Source organism: Bifidobacterium felsineum, from assembly GCF_002802915.1.
Taxonomy (GTDB): Bacteria; Actinomycetota; Actinomycetes; order Actinomycetales; family Bifidobacteriaceae; genus Bifidobacterium; species Bifidobacterium felsineum.
This window is the reverse complement of the sequence record NZ_PEBJ01000002.1, coordinates 421,093-437,720: the sequence shown is the minus strand read 5'-3', so window position 1 is coordinate 437,720 and position 16,628 is coordinate 421,093. Positions and strand designations below refer to the sequence as shown.

General features: G+C 56.8%; 15 protein-coding genes. 12 read left to right on the top strand and 3 right to left on the bottom strand.

Annotation, left to right across the window (positions count from 1 at the left end; all coding sequences use genetic code 11):
• The first annotated feature begins 23 nt into the window (after positions 1-23).
• Genes CSQ86_RS05505 through era form a run of 5 tightly spaced genes read left to right on the top strand, consistent with a single transcriptional unit; the run spans position 24 to position 4,539 of the window.
• On the top strand, positions 24-362 hold the full coding sequence (locus CSQ86_RS05505) for a histidine triad nucleotide-binding protein (RefSeq protein WP_100494094.1): 339 nt from the start codon (positions 24-26) through the stop codon (positions 360-362).
• A gap of 12 nt (positions 363-374) precedes the next feature.
• The gene (locus tag CSQ86_RS05500) at positions 375-1,532 is read left to right on the top strand and encodes a PhoH family protein (RefSeq protein ID WP_243387646.1); all 1,158 of its coding nucleotides are present in this window, start codon (positions 375-377) and stop codon (positions 1,530-1,532) included.
• The gene (gene ybeY / locus CSQ86_RS05495; RefSeq protein WP_100494093.1) at positions 1,522-2,073 is read left to right on the top strand and encodes an rRNA maturation RNase YbeY; all 552 of its coding nucleotides are present in this window, start codon (positions 1,522-1,524) and stop codon (positions 2,071-2,073) included. The genes CSQ86_RS05500 and ybeY overlap by 11 nt, the downstream gene beginning before the upstream one ends.
• A 26-nt stretch (positions 2,074-2,099) precedes the next feature.
• On the top strand, positions 2,100-3,530 hold the full coding sequence (locus tag CSQ86_RS05490) for a hemolysin family protein (protein WP_100494092.1): 1,431 nt from the start codon (positions 2,100-2,102) through the stop codon (positions 3,528-3,530).
• A gap of 1 nt (position 3,531) precedes the next feature.
• Positions 3,532-4,539, top strand: coding sequence for a GTPase Era (era, locus tag CSQ86_RS05485; protein WP_100494091.1), 1,008 nt, complete (start codon positions 3,532-3,534; stop codon positions 4,537-4,539).
• Between the two features lie 163 nt (positions 4,540-4,702).
• On the opposite strand, the gene CSQ86_RS05480 is transcribed toward era, so the two are convergent.
• Positions 4,703-6,739, bottom strand: a complete 2,037-nt coding sequence (locus CSQ86_RS05480; RefSeq protein ID WP_100494090.1) for an AMP-dependent synthetase/ligase — start codon at positions 6,737-6,739, stop codon at positions 4,703-4,705.
• 224 nt (positions 6,740-6,963) lie between these two features.
• Between CSQ86_RS05480 and CSQ86_RS05475 the strand changes: the two genes are divergently transcribed.
• From CSQ86_RS05475 to CSQ86_RS05465, 3 genes are read left to right on the top strand one after another with little or no spacing between them, the layout of a single operon-like run.
• Complete coding sequence (locus CSQ86_RS05475) at positions 6,964-8,109, top strand: NAD(P) transhydrogenase subunit alpha (protein ID WP_100494089.1); 1,146 nt, start codon at positions 6,964-6,966, stop codon at positions 8,107-8,109.
• A 21-nt stretch (positions 8,110-8,130) separates the two neighbouring features.
• Complete coding sequence (locus CSQ86_RS05470) at positions 8,131-8,436, top strand: NAD(P) transhydrogenase subunit alpha part 2 (protein WP_033890970.1); 306 nt, start codon at positions 8,131-8,133, stop codon at positions 8,434-8,436.
• Positions 8,436-9,860, top strand: coding sequence for an NAD(P)(+) transhydrogenase (Re/Si-specific) subunit beta (locus CSQ86_RS05465; protein ID WP_100494088.1), 1,425 nt, complete (start codon positions 8,436-8,438; stop codon positions 9,858-9,860). The genes CSQ86_RS05470 and CSQ86_RS05465 overlap by 1 nt, the downstream gene beginning before the upstream one ends.
• Positions 9,861-10,013: 153 nt before the next feature.
• Here the strand turns inward: CSQ86_RS05465 and CSQ86_RS05460 are convergent, their stop codons facing one another.
• Positions 10,014-11,012, bottom strand: coding sequence for an alpha/beta hydrolase (locus CSQ86_RS05460; protein ID WP_100494087.1), 999 nt, complete (start codon positions 11,010-11,012; stop codon positions 10,014-10,016).
• Positions 11,013-11,241: 229 nt separating this feature from the next.
• On the opposite strand from CSQ86_RS05460, the gene CSQ86_RS05455 reads away from it, so the two are divergent.
• From CSQ86_RS05455 to CSQ86_RS05445, 3 genes are all read left to right on the top strand, one after another.
• Positions 11,242-11,871: a 50S ribosomal protein L25/general stress protein Ctc gene (locus CSQ86_RS05455; protein WP_100494086.1), complete on the top strand. Its 630-nt coding sequence runs from the start codon at positions 11,242-11,244 to the stop codon at positions 11,869-11,871.
• Between the two features lie 224 nt (positions 11,872-12,095).
• Positions 12,096-13,223, top strand: coding sequence for a branched-chain amino acid aminotransferase (locus tag CSQ86_RS05450; RefSeq protein WP_100494085.1), 1,128 nt, complete (start codon positions 12,096-12,098; stop codon positions 13,221-13,223).
• A gap of 135 nt (positions 13,224-13,358) precedes the next feature.
• Entirely contained in the window at positions 13,359-14,117 is a 759-nt protein-coding gene (locus CSQ86_RS05445; protein ID WP_100494084.1) for a trimeric intracellular cation channel family protein, read from the top strand.
• 78 nt (positions 14,118-14,195) lie between these two features.
• Here CSQ86_RS05445 and rpsT read toward each other — a convergent pair whose 3' ends face one another.
• The gene (rpsT, locus tag CSQ86_RS05440) at positions 14,196-14,456 is read right to left on the bottom strand and encodes a 30S ribosomal protein S20 (protein WP_033890964.1); all 261 of its coding nucleotides are present in this window, start codon (positions 14,454-14,456) and stop codon (positions 14,196-14,198) included.
• Between the two features lie 146 nt (positions 14,457-14,602).
• On the opposite strand from rpsT, the gene lepA reads away from it, so the two are divergent.
• Complete coding sequence (lepA, locus tag CSQ86_RS05435) at positions 14,603-16,483, top strand: translation elongation factor 4 (protein ID WP_100494083.1); 1,881 nt, start codon at positions 14,603-14,605, stop codon at positions 16,481-16,483.
• Positions 16,484-16,628: the final 145 nt, after the last annotated feature.

Here is a 16,628-nt window from a genome sequence, read left to right as displayed (position 1 = left end):
ACCGAAGAAAGACGAGGAATACGATGAGCGAATCCAGCGAGTGCTTGTTCTGCAAAATCATCGCCGGTGAGATTCCCAGCACCAAGGTTTACGAAGACGACACCACATACGCCTTCAAGGACATTAATCCGAAAGCCAAGGTGCATGTGCTGATAGTGCCGAAGAAGCATTACGCCAACGCCGCTGAGCTCGCCGCCGCTGATCCCGAGGAGCTGGCCCACATCGTTTCCATCGCCCAGCACATCGCCGATGAATCTTTCCACGGCGCATACCGTTTGGTGTTCAACACCGGTTTGGATGCTGGCCAGACGGTCTTCCATGTGCATGCGCATGTGCTCACCGGTGAAAAGCTCGACGAATAGGATTCGCTTTTCGTGGCAACAACTACACGTACCATTACCGTCCCCTCCCAACTGGACCCGGTGGCCGTGTTCGGACCGGTCGATGAGGTCATTCGTGAGGTGGAGCGTGCGTTCCCGGAACTGACCATTATCGTGCGCGGCAATCGCGTGGCGATCGTATCAAGGTCCAAGCAGACCGAAGCCCAGGCGGCGCAGGCCGAGGATCTGATTCATACGATTATCCAGGCGGCATACACCGCGCCTATGGATGCCGACACCGTGCGTCGTATGCTTGATCAAAATGTGCTGAAGAACCATGTGCGGCTCGAACATCCCGGTCATGGTCCAGCGCATGACAAACTGGTGCAATCCACCGCGCTCGAACGTACCCATGCTCGTACGAACGGTGCACATGAGTCGCTGTACCGTAAACCAACGGTCCCCGGCGTGATCACATTCGCGGCCGGTGTCCCCGTGCGAGCCAAGACTGCTGGCCAGATAGCGTATGTGAGCGCGATTGAATCGCACACCATCACCTTTGGCATTGGCCCGGCAGGTACCGGTAAGACATATCTTGCGGTGGCCAAGGCCGTACGCGCGTTCCAAGACAAGCAGATTCGTCGCATTATCCTGACGCGTCCTGCCGTGGAAGCCGGCGAGAATCTTGGATTCCTCCCAGGAACATTAAACGACAAAGTCGATCCGTATCTTCGCCCGCTTTATGACGCGTTGGGCGACATGCTGGGAGCCGATCAGCTGAAGCGCCTGATGGATGACAACACCATTGAGGTGGCACCGCTGGCCTATATGCGTGGCCGCACGCTGAATGACGCATTCGTCATTCTCGACGAAGCGCAGAACACTACGGAACAGCAGATGAAAATGTTCCTCACCCGTCTGGGATTCAACACCAGAATGGTGATTACCGGCGATATCACGCAGGTCGATCTCGCTGTGCCACGTTCAGGACTGGCCACAATCGAACGCATCCTTGAAGGTATCGATGACATCGCCTTCGTGCATCTCAACACCGAAGATGTGGTTCGCCACCAGTTGGTGGGCAAGATTGTCGCTGCATATGACCGTCATGCCGCCATAGCCGGCGACCACCGAGCGATGGGACGGGAGCAGCATCACGGCAAGCGAGTGAACAAGACGGAAACCCCAAGCGAGGAAATTGATGAGCGTTGATGTAACCAACGAAACACCATGGAATATCGATCCCAAAGTGTTCTCCGATCTGGGCATATGGGTTCTTGACCAGATGAGGGTGAGCACACAGTCCGATCTGACCATCATGTTCGTCGATCCGGATCCCATTGCCGAGCTGCACATGCGTTGGATGAATCTTGAAGGTCCTACCGATGTGATGAGCTTCCCGATGGATGAATTGCGCCCGGGAGATGGAAAAACCGTGATGGAAGGCGTTCTGGGCGATATCGTGATCTGCCCCTGGGTCGCGGCGCAGCAGGCTGCGGCGGCCGGGCACAGCACGATGCAGGAGATGCTGCTGCTCACCATCCATGGCATTCTTCATCTGCTCGGTTACGATCATGTGACGCCTGATCAGGAGCGTCAGATGTTCGGTTTGCAACGCCAGCTTCTGCTTACATTCTTTGCCTTGCGTCAGGACGCCAACGTCCAAGCCACGTTGCCTGCCGGCACCCCGGACGCCCTTGCGCTGTATGATGCCTCTCACGGTACTGGCCGTGATTTGAACGCCAAGCAATAAGACCCTTAAGGATGGCACTTACCAACATGGAGTATCTCAGTACCACGGTCATTTCCCTTACCGTCATCCTCGTTCTGGTCGCAGGCATATTTGTGTGGCTTTCGCTGACCATGGCTGCTGCCGAAGGTGCAGTGGCACGTGTGACCCGAGCCAGCCTCAACAACCTCATTCTGGAAGTGCAAACCGACTCCGAGGCGAGCCAGTTCCTGAAGATGAAGAAGATCGACAAGATCCATAGGGTGCAGCGTCTGATCGCCAATCGCTATGCCACAGCTGGCAGTTGTGCCTTCTTCCGTATCACCTGCAATGTGCTGGACGGCGTACTGGTATGCTCCATCACCTCGCTGTGGGGAGCGCCGCTATGGGCAAGCCTGCTCACTGGATTCTTGTTCGCCATTATCGTGGCAGTGGTCTCCGTGCTAGTGCGTCCTCGAACCGCGGGCATGGCCAAGCCGGTCGATATCATGCTCGCCCACTCACGTATCGTCTCACTGGGGTGCAAACTCACACCATTCGCTCGCATCGGTTCGGAAAAGAACGGCAAGGCGCAGGGGCGTAAGTCCAAGGATTCCGATCTTTCCGATGACGAGGAACTGGAGAAAATCCAGCTCGAGCAGGGGAAGGCCGCCATCGATCGACTGGTGGAATCCAATGATTTCGATCCTGAAGTATCGGAGATGCTGCGCAATGTGCTTACTCTTTCCGATACGCTGACCCGTGAAATCATGGTGCCGCGCACCGACATGATTTGCATGGAGCGAGATACTACGCTTGCCTCGGCATTGAAACTGTTCTCCCGTTCCGGTTTCTCTCGAGTACCGGTCATCGGCGAGGATGTGGATGATTTGATTGGCGTTGCGTATCTGAAGGATGCCGTTCGCGCCACAGCATTTAATCCAGCGGCATTGAATCGCGAGGTGGAATCCATCGTTCGCCAGCCATTGCTGGTACCGGAATCCAAGCCGGTGGATGATCTGTTCCATGAGATGCAGCGTTCTCGCCAGCATGTGGCTGTTGTGGTGGACGAATACGGTGGCATCGCAGGCATGGTGACCATTGAGGATACGCTTGAGCAGATTGTGGGCGAGCTTGAAGACGAGCACGATCGCACTCAACGTAGTGAGCCGGAGAAGATCGGCGACAACAAGTGGAAGATGCCGGCGCGTACGCCTATTGCCGATCTCGAGGAGATCTTTGAGATCGATATCGATGAGGATGATGTCGATACGGTATACGGTTTGTTGACCAAGCTGCTGGGTCGCGTGCCAATCGTCGGTGCCTCCGCAGTGACCCGTGGATTGCGTCTGACCGCAGTCGATTCCGCAGGACGTCGTAAGAAGGTTTCCACGATTGTGGTGGAGCCGGCGCACGTCGAGGGCGGCGAGGAAGATAGCAAGACCAGCGAGGAAGACGGCGAGGCATCCGCCGACGACGATAAGACCGCCAACAAGGAGTGAGATGAGCGATCAGAACAATACAGTGAACGCCGGCAATGAATCCGCATCCGAGGCATCGCAGGAGAATGTGCCATACCGTTCCGGATTCGTGGCTGTGGTAGGCCGCCCGAACGTAGGCAAGTCCACGCTGATTAATGCGTTGATCGGCAAGCAGATCGCTATTGCATCGTCTCGCCCGGAAACCACGCGTAAGGCGATTCGTGGCATTCTCACCACCAATCATGCGCAGTTGGTGCTGGTGGACACTCCCGGTATTCACCGTCCGCGCACGTTGCTCGGCCAGCGCCTGAACGATGTAGTGGAAGAATCCTTGTCTGACGTGGACGAGGTCGCTTTCCTGCTGCCTGCCGACCAGGAGATCGGCCCCGGCGACAAGCGTATTCTTTCCCGCTTGCGCTCTGATTTCGCGACAAAACGCGACGATGGCACGTTTGCCTGGAAGGTTCCGCTGATTGCCGTTGTGACCAAGATCGATGAGCTGAACCGCAGCGAATTGATCAACAAGCTGATGGAGATCAACGAGTTCGCCGATTTTGCGGACATTGTGCCGGTGAGCGCGTTGGAACACGACAATCTGGCCGAAGTCAAAAACGTGCTGATTGAGCATATGCCGGAAGGCCCGCAGATGTATCCTGACGATCAGATTAGCGAGGAGCGTCCGGAGGAGACCATCGCCGAGCTGATTCGCGGCACCTTCCTGGAAGCATTGGACGATGAGCTGCCGCACTCCTTGGCTGTAGTGGTCGATTCCATCGATTATCCGGAAGACAATGAAACCGGCGTCGGTTATGACGGCAAAGCACAAGTGCACGTGTCCATCTACGTGGAGCGTGACTCCCAGAAGCCGATCATCATCGGCAAGGGCGCTTCGAATCTGACATATGTCAAGAAGAAGCTGCGCACGCCGGTCAACCGCATCGTCGGCCAGAAGGCCAAACTTGACCTCCACGTCAAGGTGGCCAAGGGCTGGCAGTCCGATCCTAAGCAGTTGGAGAAGCTCGGCTTCTAGCCAGCTGCTTAGGATCGCCTCGCAGCTCGCTATCGCGTCTGCGAAAATGGTTTCTGGCTCCCCTCTGCGAGGGGAGCTTTTGCATATATGCTGCAGTGGACGGCGAATATGCAAGAAGGCTTCCTCGTGGGGAGGAAGCCTTCGTAAGTTGGTGCAATACTTGTTACTTCTTGCGGGCCACGTACATCTGAGTGTTGAGGAGGGTGGTGTAGCGCTTGATCACCTTCGGACGAATCACCTTCATGGAGGCAGTCATCAGACCGTTCTCCTGAGTGAATTCCTCCGGCAGAATGATGAACTTACGCACCGACTCGGCGCGGGATACACCCTCATTGGCCTGATCGACCCACTTCTGCACTTCGGCACGAACCGCAGCGTTCTGTGCAGCGTCCTCCATGGACATGTTCTCGTCCAGACCCTTGGAAGCCAGCCATGGGCGCAGGGAATCCTCATCCAAGGTAACCAGCGCGGAGATGAACGGGCGCTTATCGCCGAGCACCAACGCCTGGGAAACGATCTCGCAGCGCTGGATGACCTCTTCGATCGGTCCGGGGGAGACATTCTTGCCGCCTGCGGTGATGATTAAATCTTTCTTACGGCCGGTGATGTAGAGGAAGCCATCATTGTCAATACGGCCAAGATCGCCAGTGGCATACCAGCCGTCTTCGGTGAAGGACAGTTCAGTGGCCTCATCGTTCTTGTGATAACGCGGGAACACGGCACGGCCCTTCACCTGAATCTCGCCATCTTCGGCAATGCGCAGCGAGAATCCGGGGAATGCGATGCCCACGGAACCGGCATGGAATGGGGTTCCCAGCGGGTTGAACGCGCAAGGAGCGGTGGTCTCGGTCAAACCATAGCCCTCATAGACCGGCACGCCTGCACCACGGAAGAAGGCAAGCAGATCCGGATCCAACGGAGCGCCGCCAGCCACAATCCACTTGGCGCGGCCACCCAGCACCTCACGCAGCGAGGAGTACACCACCGGGTCGAATGCCGCACGCTTGGTGCGGGTCAATGCGCCGGCCTTGCCGTTGGCGGAGATTTCCTTCATATAGTTCTGTGCCGCCACCACGGCAGATGCGAACACCACGCCCTTCGGGCCATGACCAGCCTTCTGAGATGCGGCGTTGTACACCTTCTCCAACACACGAGGCACCACGATCATGATGGACGGCTTGGCCACCTGCAAATCGGAGATCAGCGTCTTGATACCTTGCGCGATATAGATATGAATATTGGAAGCCACCACAATGTAGTTGATGGCACGAGCAAAGGAGTGAGCCTGAGGCAGGAACAGCAGAATCGTGTTCTTCTTATCATGCAGCAGATCAGGCATGTAATTCGGCAGATTCAGAGCGGTCTGGCAGTAATGCTCATGCGTCATCTCCACGCCCTTTGGCGCAGCGGTGGAACCGGAAGTGTACACAATCGAGCACAGGTCGGTCTTCTTGATGGAGTCGATGCGTTCGTCCAGCTCGGCATCGGAGACTCCGGCGCCGTACGCCTTGATTTCATCCAGACCACCGTTGTCGATGCACACGATGTGCTCGAGCGACGGACATTCCTCGACGGCGCCATCAGCCTTGTCGCGCATGTCCGTGGTCTGCACAATGAGCAGACGTGCATCGGAATTGTTCACGATATTGCGAATCTGCTCGGCGGAGTCGGTGTCATAGATGGTGGCCAGCACGCCACCGCAAGCCATGACCGCGGCGTCGGTCAAATCCCATTCATACGAGGTGCGGCACATGAAGGCCACGCCGTCGCCCTTCTTCAAGCCGTAGTGCAGCAGGCCCTTGGCCACGGCACGCACTTCGGCGAGGAATTCGTTGGCGGTCACGGTCACCCAATCATTACCGGACTTGTAGGTGTACAGCGGCTCATCGCCCATACGCTCGGCACGATCGGCGTACAGGTCGTAGATGGACGTACCTTCGTCAAGCTCGGGATTGCCTTCGGTCGTGGTGGTCAACAGGCCGGTTGCCGGGTCGATTTCGGTGGTAGTCAGATGGCCGTCATCCCAATCGTCGGTGTGGGGCAGTTCGATATTCGACTCGACCGGCACATCGGAGTTGGAGAGATAATCCGGTTCGTCCGGAGTGTCGTCATGAACTGGATGAACGAAGTCGGATCCAAGCCTCAGTGCCTTGCGGGTGAGGTTGATGGTGTGCTGCGTGAAGGAATTGATAACCGACAATTCTTGCTCCTGCTATACATTTCAATGCCGTTGGGGCATGGCAAGGCCACGCCAAACGCTTCTCAAAGTTCAAATTGTAATCGCGCAAGACGAACTCGTCACCTTACGCAACCGTAGGAAAAGCCTATGCAACCGTAAGAAATAAGCGTCTTTCTTCGCGATTTGCGGTTACACTTACGAGTTGGATAACCATTTCCATTCAAAGTAGAACAGAAAGGGCTCTCATGGCTGAAACCCAAGAAGCCACCGTGGTCTTCGGAGTTTTGAATGAAACATCCGAAACGGAATCCCGCGTTGCGTTGACGCCGGATATCGTCACCCGGTTGAAGAGGGGCGGTGTTGCCTCGATTATTGAATCCGGTGCCGGCATGGCCGCCGAATACACCGATGAGGATTATGAAAAAGCCGGTGCGAAAGTCACCGACCGTGCTGCAGTGCTCGCCGAAGCTGATGCGCTCGGCTTTGTGGATAGGCCGTCTGCTGAGATCGTGGCCTCGTTGAAGCCGGGGCAGTGGGTTATCGGTATGCTCGGCTCCTTTACGGATGCCGATTACATTGCTGCTCTCGAGAAGGCGGGATTGGTTGGTATCGGTATCGAGAAGCTGCCGCGTAAGCTCTCCAGTGCACAGTCAATGGATGAGATGACTTCTCAGAATTCGGTTATGGGCTATAAGGCGGCCATCACCGCAGCCGATGCCTATGGTTCGTTCCTGCCGATGATGACCACCGCTGCCGGCACCATTCGTCCGGCCAAGGCCTTGGTGCTGGGCGCCGGTATCGCCGGTCTGCAGGCCATCGGCACGTTGCGTCGATTGGGCGCCGTGGTGACCGCCTATGATGTGCGTCCGGCCTCGCAGGGCGAAGTCGAGTCACTTGGTGCCAAGTTCCTCGATTTGGGCCTTGATTTTTCCAAGGGCCAGGGTGAAGGTGGTTACGCCCGTGCGTTGACCGCCGAGGAACAGGCCCAGCAGCAGGCGGCGGTCGATGAGAAGGCCGCGGGCTTCGATATCATCATCACCACAGCCAAGGTCCCCGGCCGCAAACCGCCGGTATTGCTGACCGCGGCCGGTGTCAACGGCTTGCATCGTGGCGCTGTAATCGTTGACTGTGCTGCTTCCGAACTGGGCGGCAATGTTGAAGGTTCCGCAGTAGGGGAGCAGGTCACTGAGGGCGGCGTCAAGCTGATCGGTGCTCCGTATCTGGCTTCCGGTGTGGCTACCACCGCCTCGAATCTGCTGGCGCGCAACGTCGCCGATATTCTGGTCCACTTCATCCGCGACGGCAAACTCAGCCAGGACCTGAGTGAAGAGCTGGATGACGCTCTGGTGGTCGCAGGTCGTGCCGAAGAGCCGGCCGTGAAGTCCGAGTGAGACAAGGAAGAAGGAAATATCATGCCTACACTCGTTGTATCCATTACGTTGTTTGTGCTCGCATTGCTCATCGGCATTGAGGTCATCGGCAAGGTGCCGGCAACCTTGCATACGCCGCTGATGTCCGGCGCCAACTCCATCCACGGCATCGTCATCGTCGGTGTGGTGATTGTGGCCGCCGAGGCCAATAGTCCGTTAGCCTACGTGTTCATCTTCCTGGCCGCCGTGCTCGGCACGATGAACGTGGTCGGCGGTTATGTGGTCACTGACCGCATGCTGGAGATGTTCAAGTCCAACAAGAATGAAAAGAAGGGAGAGTCGAAGTAATGACCTCCGCATCCGTGGGAACCATCGACATCGTTGCATGGTTCGTGTATTTGTTCTCGGCCGTCATGTTCGTGGTCGGTCTGCATTTCATGAATTCCCCGAAAACCGCGCGTAAAGGCAATCAGATCTCCGCGTTCGGCATGATCGTTGCCGTACTCATGGCTTTTGTGGTGCTGTTCGCCAAGGGATTCGTGAACATCGTGGCCGTGGTGGTATTGGTCGTCGGCATTCTGATCGGTGCCGTGGCTGGTGTGGTCTCCGCCAAGAAGGTCAAGATGACCGATATGCCGCAGCTGGTCTCCGTCTTCAACACTGTGGGCGGCGGCGCAGCAGCTCTCGTGGCTTTGAACGACATTCTCACCAAGGAAGGCACCCCGGATATCGTGGTGCTCATCACCGCGGGCCTCGGCATCCTGATCGGCTCCGTGACCTTCACCGGTTCGCTGATCGCCGCCGGCAAACTGCAGGGCATCAAGTGGGTCAAGAAACTGGCTCTGCCAGGCAAGGGTGTGTGGAACATTCTGTTCGCCGTGCTGTCCATCGCCTCTCTGGTGATGCTGTGCGTGCAGCCTGAACAGCGACTGCTCTGGTCGATTCTCACCACCGTGTTTGCTCTGTGCTATGGCCTGGTCTTCGTCATTCCGATTGGTGGCGCGGATATGCCGGTCGTTATCTCCGTGCTCAACGCCTGCACCGGTACCGCAGTGGCCATGTCCGGTCTCGCCATTGACAATGTGGCCCTGATCGTGGCTGGCGCGTTGGTTGGTTCTGCTGGTGTGACCTTGTCCATTCTGATGGCCCAGGCCATGAACCGTCCGCTGCTTTCCGTCCTCGCCGGCGGTTTCGGCGGCGGGTCCGATGCTGCTTCAGCTGGTGATGGGCCGGAAGGCACGATGAAGGAAACCACGCCAGATGATCTGGCCGTTCAGCTCGTCTACGCTGAAAAGGTTATCTTCGTACCGGGCTTCGGCTTGGCTCAGGCTCAAGCCCAGCGTGAGCTGGCTGACCTTGGCGAGCTGCTCAAGGGGCACGGTGTGGAAGTCTCCTACGCCATTCACCCAGTGGCAGGCCGTATGCCGGGCCATATGAATGTGCTCCTTGCTGAGGCCAATGTGCCATATGAGGAGCTCGTTGATCTTGATGAAATCAACCCGCAGTTCCCGCAAGCCAATGTGGCGCTGGTCGTCGGTGCGAACGACGTGACCAACCCTGCCGCACGACGCCCCGGCACCCCGGTTTCCGGCATGCCGATTCTCGACGTTGACAAGGCCCAGAATGTGGTGGTCATGAAGCGTGGCCGCGGCATGGGTTACGCCGGCATCCAGAACGAGCTCTACTTCGAGGACAACACGCAGATGCTGTTCGGCGATGCGAAGAAGAGTTTGCAAGCCGTCATAGCCGCCGTCAAGGAATTGCTCGCGTAATGGAGTGTCAGCATCGTTGCTCCTCAGTCGCGGTACCCTGTGTACCGCTTCCTTCGGTGCGCCTAGAAGCCGCACGCATTACGCAAGCAATTGCATTGTTGGCCTGATGGAGTGTTACTGGCTCCCCTCGATGAGGGGAGCCATTTTTTGTCTTTATAGTTTGAAGGTGCGCTTCACGAAGTTGGTGACACGGCTCCAATAGAGCTTCGGATGAGTGCTGGCGCTCATGGCGTGGGTGGCTCCTGGAACCAGTAGGCGTTCGCGATCGATACTGGCACAGGCCGCGAAGTTGCGGTCTAGAAAAGCCGGATCCACGAACACATCGTCGCTGCCATGAATGAACATCATAGGAATCGTCGTATGACGAAGCGAGTCGATGCTCGATGCTTCTGTGAAATCGTATCCTGCCACATGCTTTGCAATCTTGCTCATAGCGGCCACCGTTGGTATTGCCATCCAACGCTTGGGAAGATGGTACATGCCTTTTGCGTTATAGAGGAATTGATCCCAAACCGAGGAGTAGCCGCAATCCTCAATGGCCGCTACCACATTGCGCGGCAAATCCGGTTCGCCTACCGCCATCATCACGGTTGCCGCACCCATAGAAATGCCATCCAGCAGTATGCGGGCTTCGGAGTCGCTCTCCACAATCAAATGAATCCAACGCATCAGATCACGGCGTTCCAACCAGCCCATGCCCACGAATCTACCTTCGCTGAGCTCATGGCAGCGCTGGGCAGGAACCAATACGGTGAATCCCATGCGAGCGAATCGATGTGCGTATTTTGCCATCTCGGCAGGAGTGCCAGTGTAGCCGTGCATGCAAATGGCATAAAGATGAGGTACAAGGGAGTTGCTGTCCGGATCGAATAGCCATCCGTGCAGTTTCAACCCATCCTCGCTGGCAGTGGTGACCGGTTGTTTAGTGCTTTCAAACCATTGCGAAGCTTCCCGTTCTTCGTCCGCATCAACATGTGGTGTTTCCAGATAGTCGGCAGCGGCATCATGGGACATCAACTTTTTCATCCACTTCGCACAATGCTTATCAAGCGAAAGATGAAACATAAAATCAGCGATGGCAAAAGTGCTGGCACTGGTTACAGCGGTTGTGACTGCCGCGCCAATAATAAGATTTCTAGTCATGCGCTTCATCGCGGCCCTCGATTCCTACATTCCACTATCAAATATAGGACCAATACATGAAAGTCATGGCCTTGTATATACTTGATTCCTGTTGCTTTGGCGAGGAAAGCGGCGTATTGCGCTGACTTTCGTTATCGACTCGGCGTAAGATGTCACCTCCTTGGGTGTTGGTCTGCGGCGCGTCGTGGCGTCAAACAGACAAAACGATAAGTAACACCGAAAACAAGGAGTACCCATTATGGCTACCACTATCAAGCTTGAAGGCGAAGCTCGTACCGAGTTCGGCAAGGGCGTTGCCCGCCGTCTGCGCGTTGCCAAGAAGATTCCGGCCACCATCTACGCTGGCGGCACCGAGCCGGCATTCGTGACCCTGCCGATGCGTGAGACCACCCTGGCTCTGCGTCACACCAACGCTCTGTTCTCCATCTCCTTCGGCGGCGAGACCAAGATGGCCGTCGTCAAGGACGTGCAGAAGAACCCGGTCAAGCGCATCATCGAGCACATCGACTTCCTCGAGGTCAAGGCTGGCGAGAAGATCGACGTCGAGGTGCCGGTGTTCGTCGAGGGCACCCCGAAGGGCGCTGCTGTGGCATTCGTCGACATCCAGGAGCTCAAGGTCCGCGCTGATGTCGCCAACCTGCCGGAGAAGATCGTCGTGAGCGTCGAAGGCCTGACCGACGGCACCAAGGTGTTCGCTAAGGACGTCGTGCTGCCTGAGGGTGTTGAGCTCGATGTTGAGGATCCGGAAGAGTCCGTGGTCACCGTTGAGGTGCCGGAGGACGCTACTGAGTCCACCGCTGCTCCGGAAGCTGCTGCCGCTCCGGCCGCCGACGCTGCCGCTGCTGCTCCGGCTGCCGACGCCAAGTGAGTCATTCGTCTGAAACGCGATAGCGCACAGACGAACTCATAACAAAATCGTCGAACCCGCGTCTAGAGGAATCTAGAATGCGGGTTCTTCGTTTTTCACCATGTGAAAACTCTCACCCGCAATACACGCAGGTGTGTAAGAGTATGCACAGAGCTTGCGCCACAAGCGCAGCAGACCATTATCACGGCGGCTCACACCGCCAAGTCAAGAAGAAGTAATGACTAATGACTGAAAACACGCACCACGATCCGGCGGCGCTTGATAAGCTCACCGAACCGTTCACCGTACTGCCGAACGATAACCCCGCATCTGATGAGAAGCGTCAGTCCCTCATCGATAAGCCGGCTTTCGGCCAGGTGTTCTCCGACAACATGACCCACATGACCTGGACCAAGGGTGAAGGCTGGTCCGATCGCCGCGTTGAGCCGTACGCTCCGCTGAAGATGGATCCGGGTGCTTCCGTGCTGCACTACGCACAGGAGTGCTTCGAAGGTCTGAAGGCTTACCGTCACGCTGACGGTTCCACTTGGCTGTTCCGCCCGGATGCTAACGCCGAGCGTTTCCAGAACTCCGCCAAGCGTCTGTACCTGCCGGAACTGCCGATCGATGACTTCCTGGGATCTGTGGCCGCACTGGTCAAGCGCGATGCCGCTTGGGTTCCGTCCCGTCGTGAGTACACGCTGTACATGCGTCCGTTCATGTTCGCCTCAGAGCCGTTCCTCGGTGTGCGCGCTCCGCAGGAAGTCGATTACTGCGTGATCGCATCTCCTTCCGGTCCGTACTTCCCGGGTGGCGTGAAGCCGGTGAGCATCTGGGTTGAAGACAAGTGGTTCCGCACCGGCCCTGGCGGCACTGGTTTCGCCAAGTGCGGTGGCAACTACGCCGCATCCCTGCTCGGCGAATACACCGGTATTGCCAACGGCTGCCAGCAGGTCTGCTTCGTCGATGCTGCAACCAAGACCTATCTTGAGGAGCTTGGTGGCATGAACATGATGGTTGTCCACAAGGATGGCCATGTTGAGACTCCGTCCCTGACCGGTAACATTCTGCCGGGTGTGACCCGTCGCTCCCTCATCCAGCTGCTGCAGGATAAGGGCCGTGACGTGGTTGAGACCATGATTCCGCTTGAGCAGCTGCTTGAGGACATCAAGTCCGGCGAAGTCACCGAGGTGTTCGCTTGCGGTACCGCCGCCATCATCACCCCGATTGGCCGCTTCAAGTCCGAGAAGTTCGACGTGACCGTCGCCGACGGCAACTCCGGTGAGCTGACCGTTGCCCTGCGCAACGAGCTCCTCGGCATCCAGCTCGGTGAAGTCGAGGATCCGCACAACTGGATGTGGAAGGTGTGCTGAGAATAATTCTCAGTAACGATTGATAAAGACCTCTTGGATTCGTTATGATTCCAAGAGGTCTTTTCTGTTGTGGAAAAGGTGTAGGCTCGTTACGGCATGTGAATCCGGTGAGCGGTACAAGAAGGGGAGCGACTCATGCAGGTGGCATTGGAGAGCAATGCGGTATTCATCGGCATTGAATATCTCGCCATTCTGTGTTGGGGACTGTCCGGCGGATTGGCCGCAATCCAAAAAGGTTATGACATTTTCTCCATCATGTTCTGCGGTTGGTTGACCGCCCTCGGTGGCGGTTTGTTCCGCGATGTGATGTTGGGGGATCTGCCACCGGTGGGCATCACCGACAAAGGCTATGTGCTGACCACATTGTTCTCGGGCGTAATTGTGGTGATCGCCCATCCGGAAATCAAAAAATTCAAATGGACCATGACCTTCATCGACGCATTGGGGCTTGGTCTTTTCGCAGTCAACGGCACTGCGAAATCATTGGCATTTGGCACCTCCGGCATGACGGCCGTGTTCCTTGGCATGTTCACGGCTTTGGCTGGCGGTCTGATTCGAGACATCTTTATCGGTGACGTACCGATGATCATTCGGGATAAGCATCTCTATGCGATTCCTTCATTCGTCGGATGCATTCTGACTGTGCTGGTATGGCGTGGTGTGCGCTACGGTTGGTTCGATATGCGCTCCGAAATGGTGCTTGACGTGCTGATCGTCATCATCGTGGTGGCGATTCGACTGCTTTCGGTGGCGTTCAATGTCACCATGCCCGGCGCGATGCCTCGCACGCATGTGTATTTGCCAAGGGAGAAGCGCTATCTTGAGCGGCCGGATATCACGCCGCACTCCGAGAAGGATAAGGATATGAAGGATGTAGCTGATCGCGATGAATGATTCGTTGCATAAATAATACGCAAAAGCCCTGCAATCCAGATGGACTGCAGGGCTTTTAAAACCTTGAAAGGCTTATGCTCACAGAGCGTTGATTGCCACAGCGAGGCCGGACTTGCGGTTAGCGGCCTGGTTCTTGTGAATCACGCCAGCGCCAGCAGCCTTGTCGAGCTTCTGGGCAGCGACCTTGTAGGCGGCCTCGGCGGCAGCCTTGTCACCGGCGGCGATAGCTTCGCGAGTGGCGCGGATAGCGGTCTTCAGGCCGGACTTCACAGCCACGTTGCGAAGGTGACGCTTCTCATTGGTGAGCACGCGCTTCTTCTGCGACTTAATGTTTGCCACGTTTACTCCAAACGATGTGTTTTACAAGGACATACAAAAGTAAGAGGATAGCATGCACCCCGGAAAAACCCGCGCGATGCCACGCCGAATACAGTCCCTCGGCTACACTAGGTGAAGTTTGAGTATATGCCAAGAGGAGGAATGCGTTGGTCGTCCAACACAATCAGCCGGGTTCCACTGATCAGTCACTGATTCGCAACTTCTGCATCATCGCGCATATCGATCACGGCAAGTCCACCGTGGCCGATCGCATCCTGCAGTTGAGCGGCATCGTGCCCGAACGTGAGATGCGTGACCGTTTCCTTGACCGTATGGACATCGAGCAGGAACGTGGCATCACCATCAAATCTCAGGCTGTGCGTGTGCCGTGGACGTTCGACGGCACTGAATACACGCTTGGCATGATCGACACCCCTGGCCATGTGGACTTCACCTACGAGGTTTCCCGCGCGCTGGCCGCATGCGAAGGCGCGGTACTGCTGGTGGACGCCACGCAGGGTATCGAGGCGCAGACCCTCTCCAACCTGTACATGGCCATCGACCATGATCTGACCATCATTCCGGTGCTCAACAAAATTGATTTGCCGTCCGCGGAGCCGGACAAGCACGCCGAGGAAATCGCAGGTTTGATTGGCTGCAAGCCGGATGATGTGCTGCGCGTTTCCGGCAAGACCGGCGAAGGCGTAGCCGAATTGCTTGACCGTATTGTTTTGGAAGTACCGGCGCCGCATGGCGATCCGGAGGCTCCGGCTCGCGCGCTGATCTTCGATTCCGTCTACGACTCCTACCGCGGTATCGTGACCTACATCCGTATGGAGGATGGCGAGCTGCGCGACCGTGAAAAAGTGCACATGATGGGTATCGGCATGACCCATGATCCGATTGAGATCGGCGTCATCAGCCCGGATATGATGCGCACTAAGGCGCTCGGTGCCGGCGAAGTCGGCTACATCATCACCGGCGCCAAGGATGTGAGCCAGTCCAAGGTGGGCGACACCCTGACTTCTGCGATTCGCCCTGCAACCGAGCCGCTGCCCGGTTACCGTGATCCCAAGCCGATGGTGTACGCCGGCCTCTTCCCGATTGACAATGCCCAGTTCCCGGAACTGCGTGACGCTCTCGACAAGCTCAAGCTCAATGATGCCGCCCTGATCTACACGCCGGAAACCTCCGTAGCGTTGGGCTTCGGCTTCCGCTGCGGCTTCCTGGGTCTGTTGCACATGGAGATTGTGAACGAGCGACTGTCCCGCGAGTTCGGTTTGGATCTGATTCAGACCGCGCCGAACGTCACCTATGATGTGACCGCCGAAGACGGTAGCGAACATCATGTGACCAACCCGAGCGAATTCCCAGACGGCAAGATCAAGAAGATCGTGGAGCCGATGGTGGCCGCCGATATCATCACGCCGAAGGAATTCATCGGTGCTGTGATGGATTTGTGCCAGGACCATCGTGGCATCATGGGCACGATGGAATACATCTCCACCGACCGTGTGGAAATGCATTATCGCATTCCGCTGGCGGAAATCGTGTTTGATTTCTTCGATCAGCTGAAGTCCCGCACCAAGGGCTACGCGTCGCTTGACTACCATGAGGATGGCGAGCAGACCGCTGATCTGGTCAAGGTGGATATTCTCATTCAGGGCGAGAAGGTGGATGCGTTCAGCGCCATCGTGCACCGCGACAAGGCATACAGCTACGGTGTGATGATGACCAAGAAACTGCGTGGCCTTATTCCGCGCCAGCAGTTCGAGATTCCGATTCAGGCCGCTATCGGTTCGCGCATCATCGCCCGTGAGAACATTCGCGCACTGCGCAAGGATGTGTTGGCCAAGTGCTACGGCGGTGATATCACCCGTAAACGCAAGCTGCTCGAAAAGCAGAAGGCCGGCAAGAAGCGCATGAAGATGCTCGGCCATGTGGAGGTCCCGCAGGAGGCATTCATCGCAGCGCTCTCCACCGGCGAGGAATCCAACGACCGTGACACCAAGGACAAGATCCGCGCCGCCCAGAAGACGGAAGGCTGAGCCGTTAAGCGGACAGTCCAGTGGACTGTTCGTAGGCTCAGCCTGAGTGAGACGATAGTCGAGCGAAGGTTGGATTGGGTCCTCGCGCAGCGAGGTCCATAATTGCAGAGCCGGAGGCGGCAAGGATAGAGTTTAAGGAGATTTT

Excerpts from the sequence above, each read along its gene's own strand:
- CSQ86_RS05505 (WP_100494094.1), top strand. The coding sequence starts at position 24 with ATGAGCGAATCCAGCGAGTGCTTGTTCTGCAAAATCATCGCCGGTGAG.
- ybeY (WP_100494093.1), top strand. The coding sequence starts at position 1,522 with ATGAGCGTTGATGTAACCAACGAAACACCATGGAATATCGATCCCAAA.
- CSQ86_RS05490 (WP_100494092.1), top strand. The coding sequence starts at position 2,100 with ATGGAGTATCTCAGTACCACGGTCATTTCCCTTACCGTCATCCTCGTT.
- era (WP_100494091.1), top strand. The coding sequence starts at position 3,532 with ATGAGCGATCAGAACAATACAGTGAACGCCGGCAATGAATCCGCATCC.
- CSQ86_RS05475 (WP_100494089.1), top strand. The coding sequence starts at position 6,964 with ATGGCTGAAACCCAAGAAGCCACCGTGGTCTTCGGAGTTTTGAATGAA.
- CSQ86_RS05470 (WP_033890970.1), top strand. The coding sequence starts at position 8,131 with ATGCCTACACTCGTTGTATCCATTACGTTGTTTGTGCTCGCATTGCTC.
- CSQ86_RS05465 (WP_100494088.1), top strand. The coding sequence starts at position 8,436 with ATGACCTCCGCATCCGTGGGAACCATCGACATCGTTGCATGGTTCGTG.
- CSQ86_RS05460 (WP_100494087.1), bottom strand. The coding sequence starts at position 11,012 with ATGAAGCGCATGACTAGAAATCTTATTATTGGCGCGGCAGTCACAACC.
- CSQ86_RS05455 (WP_100494086.1), top strand. The coding sequence starts at position 11,242 with ATGGCTACCACTATCAAGCTTGAAGGCGAAGCTCGTACCGAGTTCGGC.
- CSQ86_RS05450 (WP_100494085.1), top strand. The coding sequence starts at position 12,096 with ATGACTGAAAACACGCACCACGATCCGGCGGCGCTTGATAAGCTCACC.
- CSQ86_RS05445 (WP_100494084.1), top strand. The coding sequence starts at position 13,359 with ATGCAGGTGGCATTGGAGAGCAATGCGGTATTCATCGGCATTGAATAT.